Origin of the sequence: Methanoculleus thermophilus (assembly GCF_001571405.1) — an archaeon.
Classification (GTDB): Archaea; Halobacteriota; Methanomicrobia; order Methanomicrobiales; family Methanoculleaceae; genus Methanoculleus; species Methanoculleus thermophilus.
The window spans coordinates 329,376-343,397 of sequence record NZ_BCNX01000006.1 but is presented as its reverse complement, the minus strand read 5'-3'; the positions used below and the strand labels follow the sequence as shown (position 1 = coordinate 343,397).

The window sequence follows — 14,022 nt, the reverse complement described above, 5'->3', positions numbered from 1 at the left end:
CAATTTTTAAATTTATTTATTTATCGCGATAATATTTAATGTAAAGAGCGCGTCAGGTCTCCCTGATATACCATGCATACGGACACAAATCCAACCCTCCTCATCACCGGTGGGGCTGGATTCATCGGCTCACATCTCACGACGGAACTGCTACAGCACGGCTATCATGTCCGGATCCTTGACAACCTGACGCCGCAGGTGCACGGTCCAGACAGGCAGCCTCCCGGCCATCTTGATGGGCGGGCCGAAGTCCTCGTCGGGGATATACGTGACCCACAGCATCTGCAGGAGGCCCTGGAGGGGGTGGATGCCGTCATCCATCTTGCGGCGGTCGTTGGAGAACGGCCGAGCATGTGCCGGATTGAGAAGTATACGAGCGTCAACACCATCGGGACAGCCGTCCTCCTCGAGGCCTTGCTCGACCATCCCATCGAGCGGCTCATCGTCGCCTCAAGCTCTGCCGTCTACGGAGAAGGCCTGTACTGTTCGTACAACGGCACCGTCTACCCGAAGATCAGGCGCTCGCCCAAGGATATTGCAAAGGGAAACTGGGAACCCCGGAGCCCTGACGGCGAAGTGATCTATCCCCTTCCCACACCGGAGACGAAAGAAGCATCACCACTCTCGATCTATGCCGTCTCCAAGTACAACCAGGAGGAGATGTGCAGGATGATCGGCGAGGCATACGGCATTCCGACGACCATCCTCAGACTCTTTCCCATCTATGGACCGCATCAGGGTTATGCCAGCCCGTACTCCGGCATGCTGACCGAATATGCATCCCGTCTCCTCCAGGGGCTTCCTGTGCGCCTCTTTGAGGACGGATACCAGCAGCGCGACTTTGTGAGCGTTTACGACGCGGCACGCGCCTTCCGCCTGGCCCTGGAGTCGCCAGGAGCTGCCTATGAGACGTTCAACATAGGGAGCGGCCGCCCTCATACGTTCCGGACCGTCGTCGACCTCCTTGCAACGATAACCGGACGAGAGTACCTTGCGCCCGAGATCATGGGGACCGCCCGGGTCGGTGACGTCCGCCACTGCTTTGCAGATATCAGCCGTGCCCGGGAGGCCCTCGGCTACGAGCCGAAGGTCTCCCTTGAGGAGGGGCTGCTCGATCTCGTCGCCTGGGTTCGAGGAGAGATTGCAGGCCTGCAAAGGCCCAAGCTGCACCTCAAGACTCCGGCGTCATCGCGCCTCCACGTTTGAAGGCTGCCCGGGGCCCAACCATTATTTTCCCGGCAGTCGTACTTTCTCTAAATCATGCATCTCAGTCTTAGGACCTGGGAAGTACGGCTCGGGATCATCCTGGTTGCTTCTTCGGTCGTGATATACGTCGTAAAAGACCTCCTGCTCGGAGATCCCCAGAATACCTACCAGTATATCTTCAACGCCCTCGGTTTTCTACCGATCAATGTCCTTCTTGTGACGCTCATCTTAAACCAGCTTTTAAGCATTCGGGCCAAACGCGAACGGTTGGAGAAGATGAATATGGTCATCGGGGCATTCTTTTCGGAGGTCGGCTCCGGACTCCTCACCTCCCTCTCGGAACACGACCGAGATCTAGAGGAGATAAGGCAGGAACTCATCGTAACGGAGGCCTGGACGCCGGAGAGGTTCTCGCGCGTGCGCGACCGTCTTCGCAGCCATCGTTGCAACCTTTCCGTCGGGGCCGCGAATCTTGAAGAACTCTGCCGTTACCTTACAGAGCGGCGTGGATTCCTTCTGCGGCTGCTTGAGAACCCTGTCCTCCTGGAGCACGAGTCATTCACCAACCTCCTCCGGGCTGTATTCCACCTGACCGAGGAACTCGAACGCCGGGGCGACTTTTCCGCTCTCCCACAGACCGATATTGCCCACCTCACCGTGGACATCAAGCGGGCATACAGCCTGCTCATAGGAGAATGGCTCAATTACATGGAATACCTCCAGAAGAACTATCCCTACCTCTTCTCGCTTGCCGTGCGTTCAAACCCCTTCGATAAGACAGCGTCGCCGATTGTGCGGTAAGGGTACCATGATGGACGTGAGGGGCGAAGGTTGCCGCCCATTCCTTTTTGCGTCCTTTGCTGCCCCGCAGCCCTCATGCCCCTCTTCCCCGGAGGCACAATCTATATACCCGCAACCGCGGTACGCCACACTCGAATACCATGAGCGAATACTCGGTACTGATCGGCGGCAAGGCCGGCGAAGGAATCAACACGGCAGGCCTCTCCATTGCCCGCCTCTTCTCACGGCTCGGATACCGCACCTACATGTATTTCGATTACCCATCGCTCATCCGCGGCGGGCATAACTTCGCGATCATCCGCGCTTCGGATAAGGCAATCGGAGCACACCGTACCCGGGTCGATATCCTTCTCGCCTTCGACCAGAACGGCATTGAGACCCACCGGGAACGGATCCACGAAGGCACGACAGTCATCTACGACGCCTCTCAGGTGGCAAAAGGGATAGGCCAGGGCCTCCCGCTCGATAGAATAATCGAAGAGGAGAAAGCGCCCCCGATCACCAAGAACTCCGCGATGCTCGGTGCCCTCGCGCGGACGGCGGGCATCGGCCGAGAGGTCCTTGAGGATGTCCTCCGCGCCGCCGTCCCGGAAAAGCACCTGGAGGCAAACCTCCGGGTCGCCGGCCGGGGCTACGATGCCGTGGAAACCGTCTTCTCCGTCGAACCGCTCGGTGCTCCGACGCTTCCCGTCCTGACCGGAAACGAGGTCACGGGGCTTGGGCTCGTCCACGGCGGGCTAGATACCTATATCGCCTACCCGATGACCCCGACGTCAAACCTCCTCCACTTCCTTGCGGAACGGGCGGAGGACCTCTCTATCAAGGTCCTCCACCCGGAAAACGAGATCAGCGTCGTCATGATGGCCCTTGGCCTTGCCTACGCCGGAAAGAAGGCTGCGGTCGGTACATCTGGCGGCGGGTTCTGCCTGATGACCGAGGGGCTCTCCCTTGCCGGGATGGCGGAACTCCCGGTGACGATCGTGATGGGGCAACGCCCCGGCCCGAGCACAGGCCTCCCCACCTACACTGCCCAGACCGAACTCCACTTTATCCTGAACGCAGGCCAGGGAGAGTTCCCCCGACTCGTCGTCGCTCCGGGCGACCTCGATGAAGCCTACGTCTGGTCGGCGACCGCTCTGATGCTCTCATGGAAGTATCAGGTGCCTTCTATTATCTTGACCGACAAGACGCTCGCGGAAGGCGCCTTCTCCTTCGATATCGATGCCGTCGTCCCGCACCCGGACCAGGAACCACTGCTCTGGGATGGAAATGGAGAGTACAGCCGCTATGCACTGACCGAGGAGGGGGTATCGCCGCTTGCCTTCCCGGGGCGGGAGGGCGCGGTCGTGAAGGTGAACAGTTACGCCCACGACGAGGCCGGGTTCACCACGGAAGCGCCTGATCAGACACGGAGACTGAGGGAGAAGATGCTCAAGAAGGGTGCAAGTCTCTCGGCGGAACTGGGCGCCTACCCGGTCGTGAGGACATACGGCGCACGCGACGCCGGGAAAACGATCATCTGCTGGGGATCGGAGAAGTGGGCGTGCATCGAGGCTGCCGAGGCCTTCGAGGCTCGGGTCGTCCAGCCGCTGGTGCTCGCCCCGTTCCCCGTCCGCGCCTGGAAGGAGGCGATGATCGGGGCGGGGAAGGTCGTCTGCGTCGAGAATAACGCCACCGGCCAGCTCGCACGATTACTCAGGCAGCATGGGTTCGACCCGGGGAGATCGATCCTGAAGTACGACGGGCGGCCGTTTGCGGTTGATGAACTCGAGGCGCGCCTTGCGGAGGTCTTTGTATGAAACCAAAACAGCCTGCGGGAAAGACGGCAGGGGAACTCATCACCCCGGTCCAGAACACCTGGTGCCCCGGGTGCGGCAACTTCTCGATCCAGCATATGATGAAGTCGGCAATCGCCGAGCTCTCGGAGGAGGAAGGGATACCTCTCGAGAACTTCGTCCTCCTCGGCGGGATCGGATGTCACGGTAAACTGGTCGACTACTTGGGCGTCAACAGTTTCTACGGCATCCACGGCCGCTCGATCCCGGCGGCCACCGGGATACGGATGGCAAATCCGGACTTAAAGGTCATCTGTCACGTCGGGGACGGGGATATCTACGCCGAGGGGCTCGACCACCTCATCTTCGCAGCCAAACGAAACAGCGACATCACGGTCATCGTCCACAACAACCGGGTCTACGGGCTGACGACAGGGCAGTACACACCGACATCGCCCACCGGGTTTAAAGGGCGCTCCACCCCCGGCGGGATCACGGAGCATCCCATAAACCCGCTAGAGGTGATGCTCGCCGCCGGGGCGACCCACATCGCGCGTGGCTACACAAAGAAGGTCCAGCACCTAAAAGGCCTCTTCAAAGAAGCGATCATGCACAGGGGGTTCTCGTTCGTCGACGTTCTCCAGATCTGCGCGACCTACTTCAATCTGACCGATTACTACAACAAGCACACCTACGAACTGCGGGAGGGGGATGTCGATACGGGGCGGTTCGAGAGCGCTCTTGCAAAGATACGTGAGTGGAACTACGACCGGGAAGCGCCTATCGCACTCGGGACGTTTTATTCGGCGAAAAAACCCATCTACGAGGAGCATTTTCAGGCGCTCACTGCCGGGAGGCCCGATAAGAGAGAACTCATCCGAAGGCTGCTCGAGGAATGGCGTTGAAAACTCAGTATTTCGCTAAAATAACAGAAGCAACTTTGCATCAGAAGGGTCTTGCGGAAAGCACCGCACGGTTCAGGGCCGGCCGCGTGCCCCAGGATGAGGAGGACGGTCCTTCCCCACCCCATTCCATCACGCACCCCGATCGTTCACCAGATCCCCGAGGGCCTTCTGGATATCTATCCAGATGACGAGGTCTTTCTCGCCCTTCTTCTCCCGGTCAAGCCCGTCGCTGCCCTGAAGTTTGATGATCCCCTTCATGTAGGCCTGGCTTGAGATGGCTGCGTCCAGCCGTTCGACGTCCGTCTCCGCGACCTGGATGACGCTAAGGACGTCGTCGACGACGATCCCGACCTTCGACCCGCCGGAGGCCTCGGGAGCCAGAACGATGATCTTCTGATTCTCGGTCCTCTCCTGTTCGGAGAGGCACAGCAGCTGACTGAGGTTGATGATGTTGGTGATCTCGCCCCGGAGGTTCATGATCCCTTCGAGGTAGGGCGGTGCTCTCGGCACCGGCGTGATCGGCATCATCTCGACGATCTCCTGCGCGAGGTGGATGTCGAGGGCATACAGTGATCCCCCGACTTGGAACTCAACAACACCTATGGTCGCCATTCTCCACACCCCGCTCTAGAAGGAGAACCGCTGCATGGTTGCCTTGAGATTGCCTGCCATGTCGTTGAGTTCGTGCGCGGCGCTCCCGATCTCCTCGGTCGAAGCGCTCGTCTCTTCAGAGAGAGACGCCAGGTTCTCCACCTGCGCCTGGGTCTCTTTGATCAGGCGGGTTCCTTCGTCCATCGCCTCGACAACGCGGTTCCCGACGTTCGCCTGGTTCTCGATAGCCCGGGCGATCTCACCCACATCGCCGCTGACCGTCTCCGCCCCGGAGACGATCTTCTTCAGTTCGGCGATCGTGCGGTTGACGCTCTCGACGCCTTCCTCGATCTCCGCGTAGACCTGCTCCATGTTCGTTGCGGTCCTATTGCTGTTCGCAACGATCGAGGCGATAAGGTCTTCGATGTTGTGGCTCGCCTTCTTGGACTCTCCGGCAAGGTTGCGGATCTCGCCTGCGACGACCGCGAACCCGCGGCCGTGCTCCCCGGCCCGGGCGGCCTCGATCGCGGCGTTGAGCGCGAGGAGGTTGGTCTGGTTGGCGATGTCGTTGATGAGTTTCACGATCTTGCCGATCTCGGCCATCTGTCCGTTGAGCCTGACGATCTCTTCCATGCTCTGCCGGGAGATCTCCTCAACGGCAGCCATCTTCTGTTTGGTGGCCTCTCCAAGTTCCAGACCCCCTTTTCCGATCCGGGCCGTTTCATTGCTCACAGAGAGCACTTCCTGCACAGTGCTCGCAATCTCCTCGTTGGAGGCGGAGAGATCCGCCATCTGGTTCCCGATGCCCTCGATCTCTTTGAGCACCTGCCTTGAGAAGTCTGCACACTTCTGGCTCGTCACCGCCACCTGTTCGGCCGCCTTTGCAATCTCGTCGGAACTCTTGCTCGTCTCCTGCGTGCTGCTCTCGAGCTGGGCGATAGCCTCTTTTACCATCTTGAAGGGAACGACGATGGTATCCAGGGTCTCGTTGATCCCCTCCACGATCTTGCGATACTCCCCTTCGTGCTGTGTTGCATCGGCACGCACGCCGAGCTGCCCATTCTGGGCCGCACGAGTCAGCATCTCAGTCTCGGTAACCAGGGTATGGAGGGTCTCCAAAGTGCGCAGACCGGCCGGGGCAAGCCGATCCTGCTCAGAACGGCGGCCGATTTTCGCAAGCGCTTCGCGGTCGGAGAGGTCACCATGACTGATCCGTCAAAGACATCGGCGACGCGGTTGACCTGGTCTATGACCCGATTGATGGCCGTCGCGACCTCCGCATAGGTTCCCTGATACTGGCCGGTCATCCGCACTGTGTAGTCATTGACGGCCATCCGCTGGAGGACACCATTCGCCTCGGTAAGCGGCGTGACGACCGCGTCCAGCGTGGCGTTGAGACCCTCGATGATTGTGCGGAACTCACCCTCGTGCCGCGTGGCGTCGGCCCGGACCTGCAGGCGCCCGTCCTGCGCTGCCTGCTCCAGCAGTTCGGCATCCTCGATCATTGCACCCAGTCTGTCGCGGACACTCGTGAGGCTCTCCATGATCTTGACGAAACTCCGCCGAACGTCCTCGGTGTACCGGTCCGCAGGGGCGATATTGGTGTCAAAGTCCAGGTTCCCCGCCGCAAGCCGGCTCAGGTTGCCGGCAAGCCGCTGGACCTCGCCCTCCATGTACCTGGAGGCTTTGACCATAACCGAGATATCCTGCACGATCTCGACGTGGCCGACGTTCTCGCCCCGGGCATTCTTGATGTAGGAGACGTCGACCTGGAAGTTGCCGCCGTTCTGCTCGAAGAGCGTCTGGTGCTGCCCGCGCCGGAGGCAGGCGATGCCGCAGTTAGGGGTCTTGCAGATGTTTGCCTGCCACTCGCTGCACTGCCGGCCCATGAGCTCCGCCCTCGTCCGCCCGAGGAAGGTTTCCGTGGCCCTGTTGACGAACGTCCAGTTCATCTCAAGATCGGTGACCGAGATGGGGAATGGGACCGCGTCAAGGATCGACTCATACCAGGCGGCAGTATCCGCAGCCGCATTCTTCTCCGCGGTGACGTCCACAAATTGCATGTGCACTCTCTTGACGTTGCCGGCGGCGTCAAGCAGAGGAATGCTCCAGGTCTTGAGGAACAGGATGCCCTTCGGGCACCGGATCTTCAACTCGCTGGAGATGGGGCGTTTCTCGCGCACGGCGTCGGCGACGCTCTTGCCATTCAGGTCGAGGATGTCAATGTCCTTGATGTTCAGGTGCAGGGCCTCTTCGCGGCTCCATCCGAAAAGTTCGAGCGCCTCATCGTTGAGATCGAGGACGTTGAGGCCGACGTCGGTGAGGACCATGGGAAGGGGGTTCTTCAGGAGGACCGTCCGGGCATCGGCCATCAACTCAAGAGCCTCCACCGCACCGCTCTCTCTAAATCCGGCCGGGAGCCCCACCGGTTCGAACCTCCCATCGACGGCGTTTTTAAGCAACCTTATGAGGTCAGCGCTTATTCCACAGTCATTACCGGAGTTGAAAGTATTGTCATCTAATGGTTCCAGTATCCTCTCCACGTAGTTCATCCCCTTTATTGGTCATCCCGGGGACGATGGACGATGCTTCCGTCCGAAGGCGGACTAGGTCAGGAAGAACTCGTGCGGCAACGGGAAAGGGCTCTCTGCCCCCCGGTGTGTATGATTCGGGTGTGCTCTGCCGCCGGTGGGTCTAGGGTGGTGGTGCAGAGGACCTGACCAGGTCCCACGGGATATCGGGGAGAACCCCGGGTGAGTGATTCGCCCCGCGGATATGCACGCATATATGCATGCATATACTATATGCAGATCACTCTAAGATTATGATAAATGTTGTGAAATAAAATTTAGCCTCTCGAAACGTATTTCGAATTTTTTGCAAAAAAATGAATTTTTTACACACAAGCCGGTTCTCCAGAGGCAAGATATCAACAATTATGGTGAGCGGACATCATAAATAACCACCATGGCAGCGGAGAAGTACGGAGGAGGCGCGATCTGCATGACGAGCGAGATGCTCGAACTCGAAGAGATCAAGAAACTCCTCCGTAAGGAACCTCACGGACTCAGTATCCTCGAGATCTCCCGAAAACTCGGCATCGGCAGAAACGTGACGGCAAAGTACATGAGCATGCTCCATGCCGCAGGCCAGGTCGAGGTGCGCAGGGTTGCGGCGGCGAAACTCTACACCCTCGCGCACCGGGTGCCGGTCTCTGCGCTCCTCGGGCTGACATCCGACCTGATCGTCGTCCTCGACCGGAACCTGTGCATTGTATTCGCCAATACTGCATTCTGCACCGAGTTCTGCCCCGGCAGAGATGAGATCGTCGGTTATCCGATTGAGGCATTCCTCCCGGACCGCCCCATCCGCCAGCAGATCACCGAAATGATACACGCCGCTCTCCGGGGACAGGAGCGCAGGTGCAAACTCCCCTGGGAAGTGGACGGGCACACGATGAAGTTCCACGCGACGTTCATCCCGATCGTCTTCGAGGACGGCGCACCGGGGGTGACCGTCATCCTAGAAGACGTCACCCGCGAGGTCGAAGCGATGCAGGACCTCAGGAAAGCACTGGAGGAGAAGGATGCGTTGATCCACGCCATTCACTTCCGGATGCGCAACGCACTCCAGACGGTGTCGAGCATCATGCACCTGCAGACCTCACACCTTACCGACCCCGCTGCACGAAGAGCAGTCCGGGCAACCGAGCAGCAGATCCTCTCGCTCGCCCTCGCCCACGAAGAACTCCACCTCTCGCAGAACCTCAGCCGTGTCCGCATGGCGGATTACATTGCCCGCCTCGCCGGCACCCTCTTTAGGACCTACAACGTGCCCCCGGAGAAGATCGCCTGGAAAGTGCGTGCCCCGGGGGTCGAGATGCCGCTCGAACTTGCCCAGTTCACCGGATTCATCCTCACCGAGCGGATTGTCAACGTCATCCAGCACGCATTCCCCGACGGAATGACCGGATCGATGGAACTGGCGATCGACCGCGACCATACAGGCAGATATACCATTACCGTCCGGGACACCGGGGTGGGTATCCCGGAAGGAATGGAGATTGCCGCGGGCACCACCCCCGGCCTTCCCTCAGTTCGATACCTCGTCGAGCAGTACCTGGGCGGTGAGATCTCAATACGGGGAGACGGCGGCACGACGGTGACGATCGCCTTCAACGGAGAGGAGCCGCACGTGCCCCCTCTCGGGGCTACTCCGGCCGGAGAGCGCACCTGATCGCGCAGATCAGATCCGCGGTGGTATATGGCTTTAAGATGTATCTGGCGGGGGACGTTGCCATTGCCCGGTTTTTGATGGAAGGATCCGAGTGTCCGGTGACGTAAACAATGCGGCTGCCGAAGCGGTCACGAATGATCTTCGCCGCCTCGATACCGTCCATATCACCCATGAGCGTGATATCCATGAAGACCAGGTGCGGCCGCAGCTCTTCCGCCCGGCGGATCGCATCAGCCCCTGTCGCTGCAATCGAAACAACCCCGTACCCGAGTTTTTCAAGGCGGGACACCATATCGAACGCGATGATGCCGTCATCCTCGACGACAAGTATCCGCGTATCTTCACCACCTGTTCCGATCATCTCGCATACATCTCCCGCCCCGTCCGGCCTCCGGCGCCGGTTCGGGCGCACGAGCAGTGGACAACCAGATTTAATGGTATCGTGAAGGGGTATTAACGGTCTTTCGGTTCTTCACCGCGGCCCCCGCCCACACCCAAGATTTCATAAACTACACACTCCACAGGGTGCCCGGACCACCTGGAGGTGAGGTGAGATGAAGCGACTGGAAGGAAAGAACGTCCTGATTACCGGCGGCTCGACCGGCATCGGCCGATCGACGGCGATCAGGTTTGCGGATGAAGGCGCAAACGTCGCGATCAACTACCATGCAAGCGAGACGGAGGCGGAGATCACGCTTGGGGAGGCTCAAGGTGCCTGCAGCCTCATCCGCGAGAGGGGGTGCAAGGGGATGCTTGTCCAGGGGGACGTCGCAAACGAAGAGGACGTCAAGCGCATCTTCGATGAGGTTCTCAAGGCCTGGGGGAGGATTGATGTCCTGATCAACAACGCCGGTATCCAGGCCGCAAGCCCAACCCACGAGATGAGTATGGACGCCTACGATCGGGTCCTCGCGGTGAACCTCCGGGGCGCGTTCCTCTGCTCACGGGAAGCGATCAGGCACTTCCTCGACCGGGGCGGCGGGGGCGTGATCCTCAACAACACCTCGGTCCACGAGACCATGCCAAAACCCCAGTATGCCCCATACGCCGCAAGCAAAGCGGGACTTGGAGCTCTCGGGAAGACTCTTGCACTCGAGTATGCCGGACAGGGTATCCGGGTCAACACGGTCGCTCCGGGCGCGATTAGAACCCCGATCAACCGTGAATGGGCGGAAGACCCGGAGAAGAAAGCCCTCGTCGAGGGGCATATTCCACTCGGCCGCGCCGGGGAGCCGGAGGAGATCGCCGCGGTCTTCGCCTTCCTTGCATCGGATGAAGCCGCTTACATCACCGGGCAGACGATCTACGTTGACGGCGGGTTGACCCTCTGTAACGATTTCAGAACGCCGTGGTCGTTGGGAAGTTAAGAGTGACGAGATTAAAGTAAACGATAGGCTCAAAGAGTTCCTGCCGGTGAACAGCCGGGATCAGTCCCGGATGGCTACCTGAAAACTCAATCGAACCAGGTGACTTGTTTAAACATCTTAATATAATCCTATTTTTATACAGTAGGTCCCGAAACCGGCTGTCCGGAACAGGGCCCGCTGTGGAGTATTCACTGTAGAGCAGGCCTGCCTGCCACCGGGCGGCTCAGCGCAGCAAAGAGCATCCCTGAGCATCGTAAACGGAGACCGGACAACGTATGGTCTTTGAGACAAAAGAGGGGCTAACAGACGAAGAGATCGGCCACGGCTTGAAACTCGTCATCTGGGACGGCCTTGCCACCCAAGCGATGGTGACGTTGACCGGCGGCATCTTCCTTGTAGCCTTCGCCCTGCAACTCGGGGCCTCGAACACCGTGATCGGCCTGCTCTCCGCCATCTCGCCCCTTGCAGAACTCCTGCAGATCCCGTCCATCTACGTCGTCGACCGCATACGGAAGCGGAGACTGATCGTTGTTACGGCCTCCCTCGTGGCACGCCTCTGCTGGGTCCCTATCATTCTGATACCGTTCTTCCTCTCGCCCGGGCAGGGGATATTCGTGCTCATCGCATCGATTGTCCTGTACTCAGCATTCTCGGCAATCTCTCACTGCGGCTGGAACTCCTGGATGCGTGACCTGATACCGCAGGACCGGCTTGGCGCATTCTTCTCCAACAGACTCACGCTCTCCACAGCGCTTGCACTCGTCGTCAGCCTCGTTGCCGGGTTCTTCATCGATTCGTGGGAGATCGCCTTCCCTGACCTCCCGACCTACGGCTACTCCGTCCTCTTTGCCCTAGGACTCATCGCGGGCCTTATCGGGATCACGTTCCTCGCCCGCACGCCAGAACCCAGGATGGTCGTCGAATACGAGGAGGACGGCCTCTTTGCCGCGATCAAAAAGCCGTTTGCGGATCTCAACTTCAAGAACCTCATCATCTTCCTTGCCTCGTGGAACTTTGCCGTCAACCTCGCCTCCCCATTCTTCACGGTCTATATGCTCCAGAGGATTGGTCTTGACGTCTCGCTCGTCGTCGGTCTCAGCGTCCTCAGCCAGATCATGAATATCGCCTTCTACCGGTCATGGGGAGGTGTTGCCGACCGGTACTCCAACAAATCTGTCCTCGCAGTGAGCGGACCGCTCTATATGCTCGCGATCTTTGCATGGATGTTCGTCACCCTCCCCGATGTCTACATCCTGACCTATCCCCTCCTCATCCTCATTCACATCCTAATGGGGATCTCGCTTGCGGGGGTCTCGCTTGCCTCGGGGAACATCGGCCTGAAACTGGCTCCAAAGGGCCAGGCAACCAGTTACCTTGCAGCGAGCACGTTCGCCAATTCGGTCGCCGCCGGGGTGGCTCCGATCCTCGGCGGGCTTCTTGTGGACTTCTTTGCCGAGCGTGAGCTCATCTGGACTCTGATCTGGAGGGACCCGGCACGCGAACTCGTCTTTGTCACACTCGATCTTCAGCAGTGGGAGTTCTTCTTCCTCTTCGCCTTCATCCTCGGGCTGTACTCAATTCATCGCCTGACGTCTGTGCAGGAAGAAGGCGAGGCAAAGGAGCAGGAGGTCGTCGACGAACTTCTCGCCGGGGTCAGGCGCGATATGCAAAACTTCTCGTCGGCAGGTGGTCTTCGCGACCTCGTGAAGTTCCCCTTCTCATTGGTCAGATACCGCAGAAAGGGGCGGGAGAAGATAATGAAGAAACGATAAGATGAATCGGTAACCATCATAGCCCAGGAATTTCACTTCGATATTATGAATCGGAGATATCTGCACGCAGGCATCATCATCAGTGCGCTGCTCGCAATGGCAGTTCTTGCCGCAGGATGTATCGGTACACTCCAGACACCGGGTGAGAACAGCACGTCGACACCACAGGAAGAGAGTGTCATCACCCACCCCTAACCAAGGACCTAGAGCGGCATCTCCGTAGAGCAGGCACTCAGCAACCGGCGGTCGGTCCGGGTCTATGCCGAAACGCCGCTCACGCTCGCCGAGATCGGGTAGGTCCTCTGGGCAGCGCAAGGGATCACGGACAGCACGGGCCACCGGACCGCACCTTCCGCCGGCGCACTTTACCCCCTGGAGGTCTACCTCGTCGCGGGAAGCGTCACCGATCTCGAGCCGGGGACCTACCACTACGATCCCGCGGGGCATCAACTCGTCCGCCTCGAGAGAGGGGACCTGCGGGAGGCCCTCAAGGTTGCGGCGCGCAACCAGACTCAGGTCGGCGACGCCCCGGCAACGCTCGTCATCGCCGCGGACCCCGAGCGAACGATCGCAAAATACGGCGAAGAACGGGGGATGCAGTTCGTATACATGGAGACCGGGCATGCTGCCCAGAATGTCTACCTCCAGGCAGAGACGATGAATCTTGCTACCGTTGCCATGGGGGCGTTCGACGATGCCGCGGTTCGCGAGGTCCTCAAGCTTTCGGAGGAGACGGTGCCGCTCTACCTTATGCCGGTGGGGAGAGGGATCCCGGGGAATGTTTGAAGTCAAGAACCGTCCACAGGGGTCCATCATGGACGCCCTCGAAGCAATTCTGACCCGGCGAAGCGTACGGGAGTACACCGATCGTCCGGTCGCTCCGGAGACGGCGAAAAGCCTCCTCGCCGCCGCGATGCAGGCACCGTTCTCCGGGAGCGAGCCGCCCTGGCACTTTATCGCCATCGACGACCCGGATATTCTCGCTAGAATTCCTGCCGTCAGCCCGTATGCCAAGATCCGCCCACCTCCACCGCTCGCGATCCTCGTCTGTGCGGACTTAAGCCACCCGGAAGACCGCGACATCTCGGTGCAGGGCTGCGCCGCGGCGACCCAAAACATCCTCCTCGCTGCTCACGCGCTCGGGCTCGGCGCGGTCTGGACTGCCATCTACCCGGACCCCGATCGGGTGCTCGGGTTTGCAAACCTCTTCTCGCTCCCGGACTCCGTTCTTCCCTTCGCCCTCGTCACACTTGGCCACCCGGCCGCACGCCCCCCGCCGGTTGACCGCTACCGCGAGGATAGAGTGCACCAGAACGCATGGTGAGAGAACCCGCTGGAACGGACCCTCATTCCTTATCAGGGATCATTC

At 59.7% G+C, this 14,022-nt stretch carries 13 protein-coding genes and 1 pseudogene; 10 read left to right on the top strand and 4 right to left on the bottom strand.

Annotation, left to right across the window (positions count from 1 at the left end):
* The first annotated feature begins 72 nt into the window (after positions 1-72).
* The 4 genes from MCUTH_RS04975 to MCUTH_RS04960 all read left to right on the top strand — a co-directional run bounded on the left by MCUTH_RS04975 (position 73) and on the right by MCUTH_RS04960 (position 4,687).
* The gene (locus MCUTH_RS04975) at positions 73-1,206 is read left to right on the top strand and encodes an NAD-dependent epimerase/dehydratase family protein (RefSeq protein ID WP_066956380.1); all 1,134 of its coding nucleotides are present in this window, start codon (positions 73-75) and stop codon (positions 1,204-1,206) included.
* 54 nt (positions 1,207-1,260) lie between these two features.
* The gene (locus tag MCUTH_RS04970; protein ID WP_066956377.1) at positions 1,261-2,007 is read left to right on the top strand and encodes a hypothetical protein; all 747 of its coding nucleotides are present in this window, start codon (positions 1,261-1,263) and stop codon (positions 2,005-2,007) included.
* Between the two features lie 140 nt (positions 2,008-2,147).
* On the top strand, positions 2,148-3,806 hold the full coding sequence (locus MCUTH_RS04965) for a 2-oxoacid:acceptor oxidoreductase subunit alpha (RefSeq protein WP_066956374.1): 1,659 nt from the start codon (positions 2,148-2,150) through the stop codon (positions 3,804-3,806).
* A complete protein-coding gene (locus MCUTH_RS04960) occupies positions 3,803-4,687 on the top strand; it encodes a thiamine pyrophosphate-dependent enzyme (protein ID WP_066956371.1) in 885 nt (294 codons plus the stop codon). The genes MCUTH_RS04965 and MCUTH_RS04960 overlap by 4 nt, the downstream gene beginning before the upstream one ends.
* A gap of 129 nt (positions 4,688-4,816) precedes the next feature.
* Here the strand turns inward: MCUTH_RS04960 and MCUTH_RS04955 are convergent, their stop codons facing one another.
* The 3 genes from MCUTH_RS04955 to MCUTH_RS04945 are packed head-to-tail and all read right to left on the bottom strand — an operon-like array spanning position 4,817 to position 7,740.
* Entirely contained in the window at positions 4,817-5,299 is a 483-nt protein-coding gene (locus MCUTH_RS04955) for a chemotaxis protein CheW (protein WP_066956369.1), read from the bottom strand.
* Between the two features lie 15 nt (positions 5,300-5,314).
* Complete coding sequence (locus tag MCUTH_RS04950) at positions 5,315-6,361, bottom strand: methyl-accepting chemotaxis protein (protein WP_150468678.1); 1,047 nt, start codon at positions 6,359-6,361, stop codon at positions 5,315-5,317.
* Positions 6,355-7,740 carry a PAS domain S-box protein gene (locus tag MCUTH_RS04945; RefSeq protein ID WP_066956363.1) on the bottom strand — a complete coding sequence of 462 codons (1,386 nt, stop codon included), beginning with the start codon at positions 7,738-7,740 and terminating at the stop codon, positions 6,355-6,357. Before MCUTH_RS04945 ends, MCUTH_RS04950 begins: the two co-directional genes overlap by 7 nt.
* A 505-nt stretch (positions 7,741-8,245) precedes the next feature.
* On the opposite strand from MCUTH_RS04945, the gene MCUTH_RS04940 reads away from it, so the two are divergent.
* Complete coding sequence (locus tag MCUTH_RS04940) at positions 8,246-9,514, top strand: sensor histidine kinase (protein ID WP_066956361.1); 1,269 nt, start codon at positions 8,246-8,248, stop codon at positions 9,512-9,514.
* Here the strand turns inward: MCUTH_RS04940 and MCUTH_RS04935 are convergent.
* Positions 9,489-9,875 carry a response regulator gene (locus MCUTH_RS04935; RefSeq protein WP_066956358.1) on the bottom strand — a complete coding sequence of 129 codons (387 nt, stop codon included), beginning with the start codon at positions 9,873-9,875 and terminating at the stop codon, positions 9,489-9,491. The two genes, MCUTH_RS04940 and MCUTH_RS04935, sit on opposite strands and share 26 nt — an antisense overlap.
* 193 nt (positions 9,876-10,068) lie before the next feature.
* Here MCUTH_RS04935 and MCUTH_RS04930 point away from each other — a divergent pair, with 193 nt between their 5' ends.
* The 5 genes and pseudogenes from MCUTH_RS04930 (at position 10,069) to MCUTH_RS04915 (ending at position 13,977) form a co-directional block, all read left to right on the top strand.
* Positions 10,069-10,881 carry a glucose 1-dehydrogenase gene (locus MCUTH_RS04930; protein ID WP_066956355.1) on the top strand — a complete coding sequence of 271 codons (813 nt, stop codon included), beginning with the start codon at positions 10,069-10,071 and terminating at the stop codon, positions 10,879-10,881.
* A 275-nt stretch (positions 10,882-11,156) separates the two neighbouring features.
* Positions 11,157-12,653: an MFS transporter gene (locus tag MCUTH_RS04925; protein ID WP_066956350.1), complete on the top strand. Its 1,497-nt coding sequence runs from the start codon at positions 11,157-11,159 to the stop codon at positions 12,651-12,653.
* Between the two features lie 45 nt (positions 12,654-12,698).
* Positions 12,699-12,848 (top strand): hypothetical protein, encoded by a 150-nt coding sequence (locus MCUTH_RS11940; RefSeq protein WP_224732722.1) that lies wholly within the window; start codon positions 12,699-12,701, stop codon positions 12,846-12,848.
* Positions 12,849-12,965: 117 nt separating this feature from the next.
* Positions 12,966-13,439 (top strand): annotated as a pseudogene (locus tag MCUTH_RS11935) (SagB/ThcOx family dehydrogenase); the annotation flags it as partial.
* Positions 13,432-13,977: a nitroreductase family protein gene (locus MCUTH_RS04915; RefSeq protein WP_224732721.1), complete on the top strand. Its 546-nt coding sequence runs from the start codon at positions 13,432-13,434 to the stop codon at positions 13,975-13,977. The pseudogene MCUTH_RS11935 and the gene MCUTH_RS04915, both read left to right, overlap by 8 nt.
* The last annotated feature ends 45 nt before the right edge of the window (positions 13,978-14,022 follow it).

Bases quoted from the DNA above. Each gene is read 5' to 3' on its own strand.
- MCUTH_RS04975 (WP_066956380.1), top strand. From the start codon at position 73: ATGCATACGGACACAAATCCAACCCTCCTCATCACCGGTGGGGCTGGA.
- MCUTH_RS04970 (WP_066956377.1), top strand. From the start codon at position 1,261: ATGCATCTCAGTCTTAGGACCTGGGAAGTACGGCTCGGGATCATCCTG.
- MCUTH_RS04965 (WP_066956374.1), top strand. From the start codon at position 2,148: ATGAGCGAATACTCGGTACTGATCGGCGGCAAGGCCGGCGAAGGAATC.
- MCUTH_RS04960 (WP_066956371.1), top strand. From the start codon at position 3,803: ATGAAACCAAAACAGCCTGCGGGAAAGACGGCAGGGGAACTCATCACC.
- MCUTH_RS04955 (WP_066956369.1), bottom strand. From the start codon at position 5,299: ATGGCGACCATAGGTGTTGTTGAGTTCCAAGTCGGGGGATCACTGTAT.
- MCUTH_RS04950 (WP_150468678.1), bottom strand. From the start codon at position 6,361: ATGCTGACTCGTGCGGCCCAGAATGGGCAGCTCGGCGTGCGTGCCGAT.
- MCUTH_RS04940 (WP_066956361.1), top strand. From the start codon at position 8,246: ATGGCAGCGGAGAAGTACGGAGGAGGCGCGATCTGCATGACGAGCGAG.
- MCUTH_RS04935 (WP_066956358.1), bottom strand. From the start codon at position 9,875: ATGATCGGAACAGGTGGTGAAGATACGCGGATACTTGTCGTCGAGGAT.
- MCUTH_RS04930 (WP_066956355.1), top strand. From the start codon at position 10,069: ATGAAGCGACTGGAAGGAAAGAACGTCCTGATTACCGGCGGCTCGACC.
- MCUTH_RS04925 (WP_066956350.1), top strand. From the start codon at position 11,157: ATGGTCTTTGAGACAAAAGAGGGGCTAACAGACGAAGAGATCGGCCAC.
- MCUTH_RS11940 (WP_224732722.1), top strand. From the start codon at position 12,699: ATGAATCGGAGATATCTGCACGCAGGCATCATCATCAGTGCGCTGCTC.
- MCUTH_RS04915 (WP_224732721.1), top strand. From the start codon at position 13,432: ATGTTTGAAGTCAAGAACCGTCCACAGGGGTCCATCATGGACGCCCTC.